Raw genomic sequence first — 16,358 nt, forward strand, 5'->3', positions numbered from 1 at the left:
GCGGCCACGCTACCGGGTCGGACCGGCCGAAATGGCATCAGGGTCGCGCACCGGCCGGGGGATACGCACTGCTCACAGCTATGTACTGGCGTCGCGGTGGTCTTCACCCTCGTCACTGCGACCCCGCACAGACCGTATGCCCGGTTACGATCGGACCCATCATGAGTGAGCAGGTCACGATCCATGGCGAGGTGGACGCGGGCTTCGGCCCGGTCGCCGACGCGTTCCGCCGCAACTTCGACCGGCACGGGGAGATCGGTGCGGCGGTGGCGGTCTACGACGGGGATCGGCCCGTGGTGGATCTGTGGGCGGGGCATCGCGATCGCAAGCGCGGGGGAATGTGGGAGCGCGACACCATGGCCCCGGTGTGGTCCTCGACCAAGGGCATGACCGCGTTCGCGGTGGCGTCGGTGGTGTCGCGGGGACTGCTGGACTACGAGGATCCGGTGGCGCTGCACTGGCCGGAATTCGCCGCGCACGGCAAGGAGTCCATCACCGTGCGGCAGCTGCTGGACCATCAGGCCGGGCTGGCGGCGCTGGATCGGCCGTTCCGGCTCGCGGATATGGCCGATCTGGATCGGATGGCGGTGGTGCTGGCCGAGCAGAAACCGTTGTGGCGGCCGGGAACCCGGCACGGCTATCACCCGATCACGGCCGGGCTGTATCAGGGCGAGCTGCTGCGGCGGGTCGATCCGGAGCATCGCACGCTGGGCCGCATCTTCGCCGAGGACATTGCCGGACCGTTGGGCGCGGAGTTCTATATCGGCCTGCCGGACGAGGTTTCGCTGGATCGGGTGGCCGCGCTCTCGGCGACCGCGGGCCTCGACATTCTGCGCTATGAGCGAGATCTGCCGGTGCGCATCGGCATTCAGCTCTACAGCAAGCGCGGCCTGTCCTTCCGCGCACTGAACAGCCCGCAGGTCGGTGCGCCCGCGCGGGCCGCCCGGCGCGAATTCCTCGCGGTGGAGAGCCCGGCCGCCGGTGGTGTCGGCACCGCGCGGGCGCTGGCGCGGGTGTACGGCGCGGCGGCGGGGCAGACCGGTGAGCTGCCCATCGAGCCCAGCCTGCTGGACCGCCTGGGTTCCCCCGACACCGCCGACGACGTCCCGGCCGAGGACCTGGTGCTGCTCACCCCGAGCCGCTACCACCTGGGCTTCCGCCGGTCGCGCGGCAGTTTCCGGTTCGGCTCCGACCAGCGCGCCTACGGCACCACCGGCTACGGCGGCTCGTTCGGATTCGCCGATCCGGCAACGGGTCTGGGGTTCGGCTATGTGATGAACCGCCTGGGTATGGCGGTGCTCGACGATGTCCGTTCGCGCAATCTCCGTGAGGCCCTGCTCCGCTGTCGCTGACCGAAAGGAAGAGGTCCATGCCGCCGCAACCGTGGGTGATGCCCGACGAAGGACAGCCACATCGGCGGACCTGGATGGCCTTCGGGGCCGATGAGCGGGTGTGGACGCCCGAGCTGCTCCCCCGCATTCGCGAGGATGTGGCCCGGATCGCCCGCACCGTCGCGCGATTCGAGCCGGTGTCGATGCTGGTGCGGCCGGAGGAATTCGATCTGGCCCGTGCGCTGGCCGGACCGGAGGTGGCGCTGGTGCCCGCGGAGATGGACGATCTGTGGCTGCGCGACAGCGGCCCGGTGTTCGTGGGCGGCGACGGGGCCATGGCAGCGGTCGATTTCAACTTCAATGCTTGGGGCGACAAGCAGGAGTATCAGGAGGATGCGCGGCTGGCCGGGCTGGTCGCCGAGCGCACCGGGGCGGAACTGCTGACGACCGGGCTGGTGCTGGAGGGCGGCGGCATCGAGGTCGACGGGGCGGGCACCGCCATCGTCACCGAGAGCTGTGTGCTCAACGACAATCGCAATCCCGGCTGGCAGCGCGAGGAGGTGGAGGCGGAACTGGCTCGGCTGCTGGGGATTTCGAAGGTCATCTGGCTGCCCGGGATCGCCGGTTACGACGTCACCGACGGGCACACCGATTTCTACGCGCGGTTCGCGGGCCCGGGCGTGGTGGTGGCCGGTCGCGAGGACGATGTGGACTGCTACGACTACGACGTCACCCGCCGCCATCTCGCCATCCTCCAGGACTCCGCCGATGCCCTGGGCCGCCCGCTGCAGGTGGAGGTGATTCCCGGCCCGGCGCGGGTGCGCGACGAGTTCGCCGATGACGAGTTCGCGTCCGGCTACATGAACTTCTATGTCTGCAACGGCGCGGTCCTGGCCCCCGAGTTCGGGGATCCGGAGGCCGACGCCTTCGCCGAAGCCACACTGGCGCGGCTGTTCCCGGGCCGCCGGGTGGTGCAGATCGGTATCGACGCGGTCGCCGCGGGCGGCGGCGGCATCCACTGCACGACCCAGCAGGAGCCGGCGTAGACCTCAGCCGTGTTCCACGTCGTGCACGTGGTGCACGAGGTCGTGCAGGAAGTACCGCGCCATGGAGTCGATGGTGAACGCGGAACCGTTGCTGCGCAGCGCGGCCTGGTCGAGTTCGGTGGATGGCACGGCTTCGAAGGCGCGGGCGGCGGTCTCGGCGGCGGCCGTGAGTTCGACTGCGACGGTGGCCGTTTCGGCGGTGGTGTAGTCCGCGGCGATGGCGGTGGCGTCCTGGTCCCAGTTGGCGAACATGGGAATGCCGTTGTCCCCCACGGAGACCGCGGTGTCGTAGGCGGGGATCACCGGGCCGGGGCGGGGCCCGCCGGTGCGGGCGATGTCGAGGCGGTGGGTGAAGATGAGGCACACGTCGCGGACGTGGGCCGCGTACTCGAGCGGCGACCAGGTCGATTCATCGGGCCGTTGCCGGGCGTCGGGTCGCTCCAGGGCGGCGGCGAGGCGGGCGGCACTGGCGCGGGCCGACCCCGGCACCGCCGCGAAGGCGGTGGCGGCGGGGTCGAATCCGCACTCGGCGCAGGCGCGTTCGAGCACCCACGTCCAGTCCTTGGCATCGGGAACGATCGGCATGACGACCAACTTACGGTGCCGTCACTCCATCAGCTGGTGTGCCTTCTCGAACAGTTCGAGGGTGATGGCGTGCAGGAAGTCGCCGACCTGCTTGGGGGCCTTGCCCGCACAGGCCCGGGCGTGCGTGCCCTCGAGCACGATGCCGAGCTTGAAGCAGGCCAGCACGGTGTACCAGGTGACGTGGGTCAGGTCGCGGTCGGAGAACTTCGCGTAGTGGGCGATCATCTCCTCGGGTGTGGGCAGGCCGCCGACCGCGCCGAGGGAGCCGACCAGCGCCGCGCCGGTGGTGCCGGGGACCGGGCGGGTGGCGATCTGCCAGCCCAGGTCCAGTAGCGGGTCGCCGATGGTGGACATCTCCCAGTCGACCATGGCCACCACCTCGGGGCCGTCGTAGGAGAACATCATGTTGGCGAGGTGGCAGTCGCCGTGCAGGATGCCGGCTTTCGGCTGGGCGGGGCGGTTGCGGTCGAGCCAGTCGCCCACCTGGGCGACGCCGGGGATCTCCGGGCCGGGGTAGCCGTCGTTGACGCTGTAGGAGTCGAGTTCCTTGAGCCAGCGCGGCACCTGGCGTTCCAGGAAGCCCTCCGGCTTGCCGTAGTCGGCCAGGCCGAGCGCCTCGTGGTCGAGCGAGCCGAGGCGGGCGATGGCCTCGACCGCGGACAGGCCCATCTGCCGGCGCACCTCGGGGTCGGAGGCGTGCGGTTCGGGCAGCTCGTTCTGCGGGTTGAAGCCGACGATCGGCTCCATGAGGTAGAAGGACGCGCCGAGCACGGATTCGTCGGGGCAGGCGGCGATCACCTTGGGGGCGCGGATCTCGGTGTCGCCGAGGGCGCCGAGGATGCGGGATTCGCGCTGGATGACGGTATTGCTGGCGGACCGCAGATGCTTGGGCCCGCGGCGCAGCACGTACTCGCGGCCGCCGCGGCGGAAGCGGAGCATGATGTTCTGAGTGCCGCCGCCGAGCAGCTTCACCTCCTCGAACTCCCCGCCGGGCAGGCCCTGCTCTTCCATCCACTTTCCGACGATGGCGAAATCGACGACGTCACGATCCACTTCGACCGGCTGCGCAACAGACATGCCGCCTATTCTGCCGCAGGCCGGCAACAGAACTGAAGGCGTCCGCCCGCAGTAGTGGCGAGGGCCTCGTTCACGCAGGTCGGGAAGCGATGCGGTGCGGTGGCAGGCGTAATGTGCGTGGTCAAATGCGCACCCTGTTGATCGACAACTACGACTCGTTCACCTACAACCTGTATCAGCTGATCAGCGAGGTGAACGGGGTCGAACCCGTGGTCGTGCGCAATGACGAGGCGGCCTCGATCGAGGAGCTCGGGCTCGGGGAGTTCGACAACATCGTCATCTCCCCCGGGCCCGGACGGCCGGATGTCCCGCGCGATTTCGGCATCTCGGCGGCCTTGATCGCCGGAGCCGAGCTGCCGGTGCTGGGAGTATGCCTGGGGCATCAGGGCATCGTGATCGCGGCGGGTGGGCAGGTGGTCGCCGCGCCGCAGGCCCGGCACGGGTACCCGGATCTGATCAGCCATGACGGGCGGGACCTGTTCGCCGGTGTGCCGCAGGGCTTCTCGGCGGTGCGGTATCACTCGCTGTGCGCGGCTCGACCATTGCCGGAGGACCTCGAGGTCACGGCGACCACGCCGGACGGGGTGATCATGGGCGTGCGGCATCGCACCCGGCCGCACTGGGGCGTGCAATTCCATCCCGAGTCGATCTCCAGCAAGCACGGGGAACTGCTGCTGCGCAATTTCGCCGAGTTGACCGCGGAATATCAACGGCGGCAGGGCATTTCCCAAGAGCCCACACGAACGATGCCCGCGCGTCTCCGGATCGGAGTCGAGACCTCGAGACCGCCCGCCGTCGGCGCGCCCGTCCGCTATCGGGTCGAGCAGACGGTCGTGGAGCGGGCCGTCGATACCGAGGCGGCCTTCGACACGCTGTATGCCGGTTCCCCGCATGCCTTCTGGCTCGACAGCGAGCATGTGGAGCCGGGGCTGGATCGCTTCTCGTTCCTGGGTGACGCGTCCGGGCCGCTGGCGGAGGTGGTGCGGTATCGGGTCGGCGGCGGCCGGGTCGAGATCGAGTCGGCGGCCGGACCGCGCACGGTGCCGGGCGGGGTGCTGGATTACCTATCCGCGGAGCTACGCCGCCGCGAGATCGAATTCCCGGATGTACCTTTCGATTTCGCCGGTGGCTATGTCGGCTATCTCGGCTACGAGATGAAGGCCGACTGCGGCGCCGAGGCCGTGCATCGCGCGGCCACCCCCGACGCCCAGTGGATCTTCGCGGACCGCTTGATCGTGGTCGACCACGAGGCGGGCCGCACCCATCTGCTGGCGCTGGCCGAGCCGGATGCCGCTGCCGCCGCACGGGATTGGCTGGCAGCCACCCGGGCCGTGGTGGAAACCCTTCCGAACTGGGAGAATCCGCCGGACCTCGAGCTGAGCGCCGACGAGGGCACGGTCGCGCCGTTTCTCACGCGCGGCCGGGACCGCTATCTCGCCGATGTGGCGGCCTGCCGGGAGCAGCTGCTCGCGGGCGAGTCGTACGAAATCTGCATCACCGACAGTGCTCATCCCCCGGGCGACGCCGACGGCCTCTCCGTGTATCGCACGCTGCGCCGGTGCAATCCGGCCCCCTACGCGGCATTCTTGCGCTTCGCCGGGCTGGAGGTGGCGTCTTCCTCGCCGGAGCGCTTCCTCAAGGTGGATCGCTCCCGCACGGTGGAGAGCAAGCCGATCAAGGGCACCGCCCCGCGCGGTGGCACCGCCGCCGAGGATGAAGAGCTGAGAGCCGAGCTGGCCCGCAGCCCCAAGACCCGCGCCGAGAACCTCATGATCGTGGATCTGCTCCGCAACGACCTGGGCCGGGTCTGCGAGATCGGCTCGGTGCACGTCCCCAAGCTCATGGCCGTCGAGACCTACACGACCCTGCACCAGCTGGTCTCCACCGTGCGCGGCACCCTCCGCCCCGACCTGGACGTCATCGACTGTCTCCGAGCCTGTTTCCCCGGCGGTTCCATGACCGGCGCCCCCAAACTCCGCACCCTCGAAATCATCGACTCTCTCGAAACCGAGGCCCGCGGCATCTATTCCGGCACCATCGGCTTCCTCGGCCTCGGCGGCACCGCCGACCTGAACATCGTCATCCGCACCGCCGTCCGCCACGACAATCGCTGGCGAGTCGGCGCGGGCGGCGCGGTCGTCCTCGACTCCGACCCGGCCGACGAGTACCACGAAATGGTCTGGAAGGCCGCCGCCGCGCTGCGCGCTCTGCCAGGATTGGGCGTCCCGCCCCGCGACCGCATTCCCTCGGCCAGGTAGATCCGGCGCGATGGCGTCCTGCGGTGTCACTTGCGGCGGGAGCGGCGGGACTTGCCTTCGGGCGGTTCGGGTTCCGGGTTCTCGCGGGTTCCGGTGAGACGGCCGAGCAGGGAGACGCCGGGGAGTTTGTCGAGACGGGTGAAGACCTCCTCGCCGAGGGCGGTGACCGCCTCGAGCCGGGTGAGGATCTTGTCGTAGGCGACGAAGGCGGGTTCGGCCAGGGCGAGGGTGCGATCGAGGCGGTCGATGGTGGAGTTGAGGCGCTCGACGGCGATGGTGAGGCTCTGGATCAGGTCGGGTAGCTGAGCGGCGAGCTGAATGGAGGCGGGCGGGAGGCGGACGGCGGTGTCGAAGGCGGTGGACGCGGTCACCTGGGCGGAATCCAGGGCCTGACCGGCCGCGCTCTGGGCGGCTTCGACCGCGGCCTGGGCCGCCGCCAGGATGTCCCCGGCGGTGGGGACGCGCGAGGTCGAGGGTTTGGCGGGCTGACGGTCGCTCCCCTTGGGGTTGGTCATACCTCTACTGTGCCGCACGGTTTTCAGATTTGCCGGGAGGGCCGGGCATGCGGTTTTGTCGGAGGATCGTGGCATAGTTCGACCACGATGAAACTGACCATGGGTGGCCATACGACGGTTCCGACATCGCTTCTGACGCTTGTGCTTTCGTGGCGGTCGGAACATGCGGTGCGGGCGCAGGCGGTGCTGGTGGCGGAGCACGGGCGGGCCCGGTCGGACCGGGATTTCGTCTGGTTCGACGCGCCCCGGCACGTCTCGCAGGCGGTGACGCTGGATCGGGAGCCCGCGCCGGGAACGGCGCGGCTGTCGGTCTCGCTCCCGCGCACCGAGCCGGAGGTGGCGGGGATCGTGGTCATCGGTTCGGTGCCAGGCGGTTTCGCCGATGTCGCGGGCCTGCGGCTGACCGTGTTCGACCACGACCATCCGGTCGCTTGGTACGACATCGACACGCCGGACCCGGCACCGGCCCTGGTGCTGGGTGAGTTCACGCGCGCCGAGGAGGGCTGGGAGTTCCGGGCGCTGGCCGACGCCGGGGTCAGCCTGGCCGGACTGGTGCGCGAGTTCGGGGTGCGGATCGATCCCGCGCACGGCCTCGCGCCCGAGCCGCGCCGCACGCCGCCGCCCCCGGATCCCGAACGGGCGGAATGGCATCCGGATCCCCGCGATCCGGCCCGCCTGCGCTGGTGGGACGGCACGACCTGGACGGCATCGGCCCGCCCTGCCCCGCCTCAGGATGCCCGCCACTGCCCGCGCTGCGGTACGCCGCGCCGCCGCCTGTTCGGCGCGGCGCTGTTCGGCGCCACGCCGCTGTGCCGCGAATGCGCCACCGAGACAGCCGAATACCTGCGCACCTGGCGGCCCCGCGCCGAGCGCACCCTGCGTGGCCTCTCCCCGCACGACGACTGGGAGACGCTCTGGGCCGCGCTGCGCTTCCAGCGCGTCGACCGCGCCGCCGCCCTGGATCTGCTGCGCCCGCTCGCCCTCGATCAGCTGGAACGCCTGGTCGCCTTCACCTTCGCCGACGGCGTGGTGGACGAGTCCGACGTGGACGACTTCGAGGACACCGTCGCGGAGCTGTCCCTGTCGGGCCCGGTCATCGAGGACCTGCGCCGCCGCCTGCACCGCGGCCGCCTGCTCACCCGGCTGCGGTCGGGCGAGCTGCCGCAGCAGTCCGCCACGGGCCTGCACCTGGATCCCGACGAACGGGTCCACCTGAACCTCCCCGCCGTGCACATCCGGCAGCTGGCCCGCGGCCCCAAGCGCACCGAGGGCCGTCTGATCGTCAGCAACCGTAAGCTGCGCTTCACCGGCGCGGACACCGGCACCGAAATGCCCTGGGCCCGTGTGGTTTCGGTGACCGCCGCCGATGGACTGGTCGAGGTGTCGGCCACCTCCTCGCGTGGCGGCGCGATCCTCGAGGTCGCCGATCCCGACTTCGTGGCCGCCGCCATGGAGGGCGCGCTGCGCATCGCCAAGCGCCTGGCCCTCACCCCGGGCCGCCGCGACACCCGTTCCATCCCACCGGATGTCAAGGCCGTGGTCTGGCAGCGCGACGGCGGCAAATGCGTCGAATGCGGCGACAGCCACTACCTGGAGTTCGACCACATCATCCCGATCAGCCGCGGCGGGGCCACCAGCCCCGCCAACCTGCAGATCCTCTGCCGCGCGTGCAACCGCACCAAGGGCGCGCACATCTGACCGGAGCCGTCGGTCGAACCGCCCGGATTCCGGCCCGCGACAGACTCGTTCGACCTCGGTGACGTGGGCCCACCCGGCCACGCAGCCGGCCGCGTCGACACGCGGCGCAGGGTCGAATGTGGGCAATCCGACGGCGTGCGATGAATCATGTTGAGCGGCACGCGGTGTGGATCTAGCGTCCGAGGAAGGCTGGTCGAGGAAGGGGATCCGACATGCAGGTGGCGGTTGTGGGCGGTACCGGGACGCTGGGTGCGCCGGTGGTGCGGGATCTGGTGACGCGCGGGCATACGGTGCGGGTGCTGAGCCGGTCCGCGCCCGCCGACCCGGTGCCGGGGACCACGCATCACGCGGTGGATCTGGTCACCGGTGCGGGGATGGACGCGGCACTGGAAGGTGTGTACGCGGTGGTGGACGCGGCCTCCCATCGCGGACTGCGCAGCGCACGGGTGATGGTCGACGGTGTACGCACCCTGCTGGCCGCCGAGCAGCGCGCCCGGGTCGGCCACCATGTGGAGATCTCGATCGTCGGCTGCGAGCGGGTGCCGTTCAGCTACTACCGCACCAAAGTCGCGCAGGAGCGGGTGGTCACCCAGGGCCCGGTGCCGTGGACCCTGTTGCGCGCCACGCAGTTCCACGAGCTCATCGACGAAATGGTCGGCGCGGCCGCGAAGTTTCGCATCGCGCCGCGCACCGGCATGCGGTTCCAACCGGTGGACGTGGTCGCGGTGGCGGGCCGCCTGGCCGACGCGGTCGAGGCGGGCCCGTCCGGCCGGGTCCGCGATCTGGGCGGTCCGGTCGTGCAGACCCTCGGCGAGCTGGCCGAACTTCGGGGTCACGCGCTGGGGCAGGCGCTGCTGCCGCTGCCGGTGCCGCCGGTCGGCCGGATCGTGCGGCGGGTGCGCGACGCTGCGCTGTGTCTCGACACCGATGGCGAGACCGTGTCATACGACTACGCCGAGTGGCTGCGGCGGCAATACGGACAGCGGTGAGCTGACCTGTTCCGATCGCCGCGGGAGCGGTGATCGGCGCACCCGGCGCCGCGCTCTACCGGAGCGGTACCCGTGGATCAGCGCTTCACGCGCAGCACGGTCGGTTCGGCACAGAACTGGCCGGTCGCCTGGTCCAGACTGAGGCCCGTGCGGTTCAGCCCGCCGCTGTCGATCACCGTGCACTCGCTGCCGCCGACGCGCCCGGTCCCGTCGTCGAGGAGCCGGACCTCGGCGGTGACCAGGGGTTGGAGTTTCTCGGCGTCGAAGGTCCAGAATTCGATGTTCCAGAGTTCGTAGCTGTCGCGCGCGGTGACCACGGTGTAGCCGGCCGTGGAGGTGTCGATGCCGATGCCCGCGAGTTCGCCCGCGCGCTGGAGCTGCCCGTCGCCGGCCGCGTGGTAGATGACGTAGCGAGTGTTGGCGCTGGCCAGCATGATCGGGATGATCAGCTCGTCGCGGCCGTCGTTGTCGAGGTCGCGCAGTCGTGGCTCGGTGGTGCCGACGGCCTGTTCGGTGAGGGTCTGCAGCGGTGCGCCGACGGGGTCCAGCACCGTGATGGCGACCGACCCCTGCTGTCCCGTACCGCGGTGCCGCACTTCGAAGGTCAGCCCGGCGGCGTCGTGGGATTGCAGGTAGCAGTCGGGAGGCGTGGCGGCCGAGGCGATATCGCCGCAGGGCGGGAGGGCGGAGACGGGGGTGACCGGACCGGGGACGACGTGATCGCTGGTGTGCGGGGAGAGGTTGCCGGCCATGGGTGCGGTGGCGGGGTGTTGTGCGCACGCGGCCAGCGTGAGCGTGGCGGCAGCCAGCACCGCGGCCACGAGATTCCTCCCCATGGAAGCGAGGATAGCGACGAATGCGCAGCAATCGGACCGAGCGAGGCCGGCCCCACATATATCCGACATCATGTGCACAACTGCGCACATATAGGCTTATAGTAACTGTGTGCTCGACGTGCTCCGCGATCCCCGGTTCCGCAAGCTGTTCACCGCCCAGGTGGTTGCCCTGATCGGCACCGGACTGCTCACCGTGGCCCTGGGCCTGCTCGCCTACGAGGTGGCCGGGGGCCAGGCGGGCGCGGTGCTGGGCACCGCGCTGGCCATCAAGATGGTGGCGTATGTGGCTGTCGCGCCGGTGATCTCGGCGCTCACCCTGCGGCTGCCCCGGAAGCTGGTCCTGGTGTCGGCGGACGCGGTGCGCGCGGGAATCGCGCTCATGCTGCCGTTCGTCACGCACACCTGGCAGATCTATGTGCTGATCGCGCTGCTGCAGTCGGCCTCGGCCACCTTCACGCCGGCGTTCCAGTCGCTGATCCCCTCGATCCTGGTCGACGAGGAGCACTACACCCGCGGGCTGTCGCTCTCGCGGCTGGCCTACGACATGGAGTCGCTGCTGAGCCCGGTGCTGGCGGCCGCGCTGCTGACGGTCATCAGCTATCACTCGCTGTTCGTGGGCACCGCGGCCGGTTTCGTGGGCTCGGCGCTGCTGGTGGTGACCACCCGGCTGCCCCGGCTCGCCGCGCCCGAGCGGTCCGACCCGCTGCTGCGGCGCATCACCGCGGGCGCCCGGATCATGATGAACCGGCCGGTGCTGCGCGGGCTGCTGGCCATGAACATGGTGGTGGCCGCGGCCACCGCGCTGGTGATCGTGAATACCGTTGTGTACGTGCGGGATCAGCTGGGCGGCTCCAACACCGCGGTGGCACTGGCGCTGGGCTGCTTCGGATTCGGCTCCATGGCGGTCGCGCTGTCGACCCCGCGATTGCTGGCGCGGGTGCCGGACCGCAGTTTCATGATGACCGGCTGCGTGCTGCTGCCACTGGGCCTGATCGCGGCGTCGCTGCCGACCCTGCTCCCCCGCGGGGCCGGTGCGCTCGTGCTGGCGGTGACCTGGGTGCTGCTGGGCGCGGGCACCTCGATGATCAACACCCCGTCCGCCCGCCTGCTGCGCGCCCAGTCCGAATCCGACACCCGCACAGCCGTTTTCACCGCGCAGTTCTCCCTCTCGCACGCGTGCTTCCTGGCGACCTACCCGGTCGCGGGCAAGCTGGGCGCGCTGGCGGGCCTGCCGACCACGGCGATCGTGCTGGCCGCCGTCGCTACACTGGCAGCTACGACGGCGGCCCGCGCCTGGCCCGCACACGTGCCGACGGGCCCCGAGGCGGTGACGGCGGCGGCAGGAAGGTGAACTGGTGAGCGAGGAGACCGAACCGGCACCTGCCGCACCCAGCCTCATCCACCCGGTCCGTCCGGATCAGCCCCACCTGGACGTGGCCACCGCCACCTTCCGCATGCTGTCGGATCCGACCCGCCTGCACATCCTCTGGATCCTCGCCTCCGACGAGGCCGATGTCACCGCCCTCACCGAGGCCTGTGGCGCCTCCCGCACCGCGGTCAGCCAGCATCTGGCCAAACTCCGCTTCAGCGGCCTGGTCGACACCCGCCGCGAGGGCCGCCGCATCATCTATCGCATCCGCGACGGCCACCTGGCCCGCCTGGTCCGCGAGGGCCTGAACCACGCCGATCACATCGTGACCGGCGAACCATCGCACGAATAGCGAGTATTTCCCGGGACTCGGCTCCTGGTCAGTGGGACGTGGTATCGCCGAGTGCCCGCATGCGCCGTGACGATATGCCTATTCGAAATATCTCGAGACGAATAGTGAGAGGTCGCGCATGCATCCCGAGCAGGGCAGCCCATTCGATGTGATCATCATCGGTGCCGGATTCGCCGGACTCTACGGCGTCCACCAGGCGGCGAAGGCCGGATTGAACGTGCTCGGCCTGGAGGCGGGCGAGGGTGTCGGCGGCACCTGGTTCTGGAACCGCTACCCGGGTGCGCGCTGCGACGTGGAGAGCGTCGACTATTCCTACTCGTTCGACGAGGACCTGCAGCAGGGCTGGACCTGGACCGAGCGTTTCGCCGCCCAGCCGGAGATCCTCGCCTACATCAACCATGTGGCGGACCGCTTCGAGCTGAAGCAGCGCTACCGGTTCGGTCAGCGCGTCGTCGGCGCCCGCTTCGACGACGAGGCGGCCGTCTGGACGCTGCGCACCGAGGCCGGCGACGAATTCCGCTCGCAGTTCGTGGTTTTCGCCACCGGCTGCCTGTCCGCGCCGATCAAGCCGAACATCCCCGGCATCGAAACCTTCGCGGGCGAGGAGCTTTTCACCGCGCAGTGGCCGGAGCAGGGCGTGTCCTTCGAGGGCAAGCGGGTCGGCGTCATCGGCACCGGCTCCTCCGGCATCCAGGTCGCGCCGATCATCGCGCGGGAGGCCGAGGCACTCACCGTCTTCCAGCGTTCGGCCAACTTCAGCGTTCCGGTGCCCAACCGGCCGTGGACCGACGAGGAGCAGGGCGAGATCCGCGCCACCTACCAGCAGCGGCGCGAGAACTCCTACTACGCACCGGCCGCCACCCCGCACCGCTCGCTGGAGACCAAGGCCCTGGACCTGACCGCCGAGGAGCGCGAGCAGGCCATGCAGGACCGCTGGGACGGCGGCGGCGTGCTGTTCAACAAGGTCTTCCCCGACCAGAACAGCGATCTGGCCGCCAACGAGCTGGTGCGCGAGTTCGCGGTCGCCAAGATCCGCGCCAAGGTGGACGACCAGGCGGTGGCCGACGACCTCATCCCCTACGACCACCCGATCGGCACCAAGCGCATCTGCACCGACTCCGGCTACTACGAGATGTTCAACCGGCCGAACGTGTCGCTGGTGAACCTGCGCCGCGAGGCCATCGAGGAGGTCACCCCGACCGGCATCCGGACCGCCGACAAGTTCATCGAACTCGACGCGCTGGTCTACGCAACGGGTTTCGACGCCATGACCGGCGCGCTGCTGCGCATCGACATGCACGGCGCGCGGGATGCCCGCCTCGGTGAGCTGTGGGCCGACGGGCCGGTCACCTACCTGGGCTTCGGCATCCCCGGCTTCCCGAACATGTTCAGCATCAACAGTGTCGGCACCCCGTCGGTGATGGCGAACATGGTGCTGCACTCCGAGCAGCAGCTGGACTGGGTGCTGGCGCTGGTGGAGCACTGCCGCGCCAACGGGATCCGCAAGGCCGAGGCCAGCGCGGAGGCGGCGGTCAAGTGGACCGATCACCTGCTCGAGGTCGCCGAGGGCACGCTGTTCGTGAAGGCCAACTCCTGGTACATGGGCGCGAACATCGAGGGCAAGAAGCGCGTATTCATGCCCTACATCGGCGGTTTCGGCAACTACCGCCGCTACTGCGACGACGAGCGCGACAACGGGTATCCGAACTTCGAGCTCACCGCGTAGTCGGCCCGGACCCGGCGAAACCGGCTCGCTTCCTCTCGGCGGCGGGCCGGTTTCGTCGTCCGTGGTCAGGCGGGCAGGCCCAGACCGGCAGCCAGGACGGGCCACGACCGCTTCAGCGCGTCCTCCCAATAACCCCACGAGTGGGTGCCGGTCGGCGTGAAGTCGTAGGTGGCCGCGATGCCGAGGCCGTCGAGCTTGCCCTTCAGATTGTGGCTGCAGAAGTCGGTGGCGGCCTCGATCCCGCCACCGATGGTCAACTGCTGGAGCCAGCCGTCCGTGCCCGGCAGGGTGTGCGGGCCGCCGGGGGCGTCCCACCGGCCCGGCAGCCCGGAACCACTGGAGATGAACAGATTCAGGCCGCGCAGCTGGTCGGCGTGCACATAGGGATCGTTGGCGGCCCACTCGGGATCGCCCTCGGGGCCATACATGTTCGCGCTGTCCCCGCCGCCCTTGGTGACCACGTCATCGGCGAAGTGATATCCGATGGGGTCACTGATCTGGGCGCAGCCGCTGTAGACCGCAACCGACCGATACAACCCGGGCGCGGCGATGGGCAGCTGCAACGCCGAGGTGCCCGCCATCGACAGACCCGCGATCGCGTTGCGCCCGTTGGCATTCAGCGCCTCGTCGATGAGCGGTGGCAATTCCTCGGTCAGGAAGGTCTTCCACTTGTTCACGCCCAGAACGGGATCCGGGGCGCGCCAATCGGTGTAGTAGGTGAAATCCCCGCCGATCGGCTGCACCACATCGACGTTCTTCTCGGCCAGAAAGTCCAGCACATCGGTCTGCGTCTGCCAGGTCACGGCGTCGGCGGCGCCCGCGCCACCGAGCAGGTACAGCACCGGGGCGGGCCCGGAGGTGCCGGCCGGCCGGTGTACATCAACCTGAATGCTCTTGTCCATGGCGGCCGAATAGACCTGCAGCGTTACGAGACGGGTGCCGGTGGTCGTGCTGGAGACGATGCGCGAGCCGTCGGCGGAAGTGCCGGTGTAGGTCACCGGGGTGTCCGGTTGGGCGGAGGCCGTGCCCGCGGCCATCGACACCAGAATGGTTGCGATCAAGGCCGATACCGCGCTGCCCAGGGTAATTGTGGAACGCACGCTGACTCCTCCGGCAGGTTCCCGGTTGTCACGAGTCAGCACTTCAGCGTGCCGAGCGGCTTCGGAAAATGCTGGCCCGGAACTGAACTGACTCCGAGAGTACGTTTCCGGCCGTAGGGTCAGGGCACGATTCCCGCCCTCGTTACCACACGTGTACACAAGACGAAACCGGCTCGCTTCCCCTGAAGGCGTGCCGGTTTCGTCGATGTACCGGTCAGGCCGGCAGGCCCAGACCGGTCGCCAGGACGGGCCACGACTTCTTCAGCGCGTCCTGCCAGTACCCCCACGAGTGGGTGCCGGTGGGCGTCAAGTCGTAGGTGGCCGGAATACCGAGGCCGTCGAGCTTGGCCTTCAGGTTGTGGGTGCAGTAGTTGGTGGCGGCCTCGAGCGTGCCGCCCAGGGCCACCTGGTTCGCCCAGCCGCCCGCGCCGGGCAGGGTGTGCGTGCCGCCGAGGGTGTCCCACGGGCCCGGCAGGCCGGAACCGCTGGAAATGAACAGGTTCAGGCCGCGCAGCTGGTCGGCGTGCACGTAGGGATCGTTGGCGGCCCACATGGGATCGGAGTGCGGACCGTACATGTTCGCGCTGTCGCCGCCGCCCGCGGCGACCACGGTATTGACCATGCTGTAGCCGAGCAGATCGCTGATCTGGGCGCAGCCGCTGTAGGCGGCCACCGACTGGTAGAGGCCGGGCGCGGCGATGGGCAGCTGCAGCACCGAGGTGCCGGCCATGGACAGACCGGCAATGGCATTGCGGCCGTTGGTGTTCAGCGCCTGGTCGATGAGCGGCGGCAGTTCCTCGGTGAGGAAGGTCTTCCACTTGTTCACGCCCAGGGTGGGATCCGGCTCGCGCCAGTCGGTGTAGTAACTGAAGCCGCCGCCGATCGGCTGCACCACGTTGACGTTCTTGTCGGACAGGAAGTTCAGGACGTCGGTCTGCTTCTGCCAGGTCGCGGAGTCGGTACCGCCGCCCGCGCCGTTGAGCAGGTACAGCACCGGGGTGGGCGCCGAGGTATCGGCGGCGCGCTGCACATCGACCTCGATGTTCTTGTCCATGGCCGCCGAATAGACCTGCAGGTTCAGGGTGCGTGCGTCGGTGGCCTTGCTGGAGGCGATGCGAGAGCCGTTGGCGGAGGTGCCCGCGAAGTTCAGCGAGGTCCCCGGGTCGGCGGAGGCGGCGCCCGCGGCCACCGGTAGCAGAACGGTTGCGGTCAAGGCCAATACCGCGCTGCCCCAGGTCTTCGTTGAACGCACGCTTTCTCCTTCGGCAGTTTTTCTCTGGCGTGACGAGTCGTTTGTGCAGGTGTCACGAATCAGCCCCCCACGTTGCCCACGGCCTCTTAGCAATTGCTGACTCGAAGCTGAGCTGCGGCTGAGAGGGTGGTGAGCCCCCGGTCGGAGCCGGAAATCGGCTCGGGTGACTTCACTCACAGCCGCCGCTGACCGGGATCCACGCCACTGACGGGCGGCGGTCAGCG

At 69.6% G+C, this 16,358-nt stretch carries 13 protein-coding genes and 1 pseudogene; 8 read left to right on the forward strand and 6 right to left on the reverse strand.

The genetic code is table 11. From position 1 onward, the window contains the following. The first annotated feature begins 161 nt into the window (after positions 1-161). Together ACWEKS_RS08915 and ACWEKS_RS08920 are read left to right on the forward strand one after the other, a co-directional pair. Positions 162-1,352, forward strand: coding sequence for a serine hydrolase domain-containing protein (locus ACWEKS_RS08915; protein ID WP_452339544.1), 1,191 nt, complete (start codon positions 162-164; stop codon positions 1,350-1,352). Positions 1,353-1,384: 32 nt separating this feature from the next. Next, positions 1,385-2,377 (forward strand): annotated as a pseudogene (locus ACWEKS_RS08920) (agmatine deiminase family protein); the annotation flags it as partial. 3 nt (positions 2,378-2,380) lie between these two features. On the opposite strand, the gene ACWEKS_RS08925 reads toward ACWEKS_RS08920, so the two are convergent. Both ACWEKS_RS08925 and ACWEKS_RS08930 read right to left on the reverse strand, forming a co-directional pair. Further along, positions 2,381-2,962 (reverse strand): DinB family protein, encoded by a 582-nt coding sequence (locus tag ACWEKS_RS08925; protein WP_452339545.1) that lies wholly within the window; start codon positions 2,960-2,962, stop codon positions 2,381-2,383. Between the two features lie 21 nt (positions 2,963-2,983). Continuing rightward, on the reverse strand, positions 2,984-4,039 hold the full coding sequence (locus ACWEKS_RS08930; protein WP_452339546.1) for a phosphotransferase family protein: 1,056 nt from the start codon (positions 4,037-4,039) through the stop codon (positions 2,984-2,986). 125 nt (positions 4,040-4,164) lie between these two features. Here ACWEKS_RS08930 and pabB point away from each other — a divergent pair, with 125 nt between their 5' ends. Next, complete coding sequence (pabB, locus tag ACWEKS_RS08935; RefSeq protein WP_452339547.1) at positions 4,165-6,297, forward strand: aminodeoxychorismate synthase; 2,133 nt, start codon at positions 4,165-4,167, stop codon at positions 6,295-6,297. A 26-nt stretch (positions 6,298-6,323) separates the two neighbouring features. On the opposite strand, the gene ACWEKS_RS08940 is transcribed toward pabB, so the two are convergent. Then, positions 6,324-6,812, reverse strand: a complete 489-nt coding sequence (locus ACWEKS_RS08940) for a hypothetical protein (protein WP_379378468.1) — start codon at positions 6,810-6,812, stop codon at positions 6,324-6,326. Positions 6,813-6,911: 99 nt separating this feature from the next. On the opposite strand from ACWEKS_RS08940, the gene ACWEKS_RS08945 reads away from it, so the two are divergent. After that, a complete protein-coding gene (locus tag ACWEKS_RS08945; protein WP_452339631.1) occupies positions 6,912-8,510 on the forward strand; it encodes an HNH endonuclease in 1,599 nt (532 codons plus the stop codon). A gap of 212 nt (positions 8,511-8,722) precedes the next feature. Then, complete coding sequence (locus ACWEKS_RS08950; RefSeq protein ID WP_452339548.1) at positions 8,723-9,499, forward strand: SDR family oxidoreductase; 777 nt, start codon at positions 8,723-8,725, stop codon at positions 9,497-9,499. Between the two features lie 77 nt (positions 9,500-9,576). Here ACWEKS_RS08950 and ACWEKS_RS08955 read toward each other — a convergent pair whose 3' ends face one another. Next, entirely contained in the window at positions 9,577-10,335 is a 759-nt protein-coding gene (locus tag ACWEKS_RS08955) for a hypothetical protein (RefSeq protein ID WP_452339549.1), read from the reverse strand. 109 nt (positions 10,336-10,444) lie between these two features. Between ACWEKS_RS08955 and ACWEKS_RS08960 the strand changes: the two genes are divergently transcribed. From ACWEKS_RS08960 to ACWEKS_RS08970, 3 genes are all read left to right on the forward strand, one after another. Further along, entirely contained in the window at positions 10,445-11,686 is a 1,242-nt protein-coding gene (locus ACWEKS_RS08960; protein WP_452339550.1) for an MFS transporter, read from the forward strand. Between the two features lie 4 nt (positions 11,687-11,690). Continuing rightward, positions 11,691-12,056, forward strand: coding sequence for an ArsR/SmtB family transcription factor (locus ACWEKS_RS08965; protein ID WP_379378476.1), 366 nt, complete (start codon positions 11,691-11,693; stop codon positions 12,054-12,056). A gap of 118 nt (positions 12,057-12,174) precedes the next feature. Further along, positions 12,175-13,782, forward strand: a complete 1,608-nt coding sequence (locus ACWEKS_RS08970; protein ID WP_452339551.1) for a flavin-containing monooxygenase — start codon at positions 12,175-12,177, stop codon at positions 13,780-13,782. Between the two features lie 65 nt (positions 13,783-13,847). Here ACWEKS_RS08970 and ACWEKS_RS08975 read toward each other — a convergent pair whose 3' ends face one another. Together ACWEKS_RS08975 and ACWEKS_RS08980 are read right to left on the reverse strand one after the other, a co-directional pair. Further along, on the reverse strand, positions 13,848-14,819 hold the full coding sequence (locus ACWEKS_RS08975) for an alpha/beta hydrolase (RefSeq protein ID WP_452339632.1): 972 nt from the start codon (positions 14,817-14,819) through the stop codon (positions 13,848-13,850). Between the two features lie 277 nt (positions 14,820-15,096). Further along, positions 15,097-16,134, reverse strand: coding sequence for an alpha/beta hydrolase (locus ACWEKS_RS08980; protein ID WP_452339552.1), 1,038 nt, complete (start codon positions 16,132-16,134; stop codon positions 15,097-15,099). Between the last annotated feature and the right edge of the window lie 224 nt (positions 16,135-16,358).

This window comes from Nocardia sp. NPDC004711, from assembly GCF_053601595.1.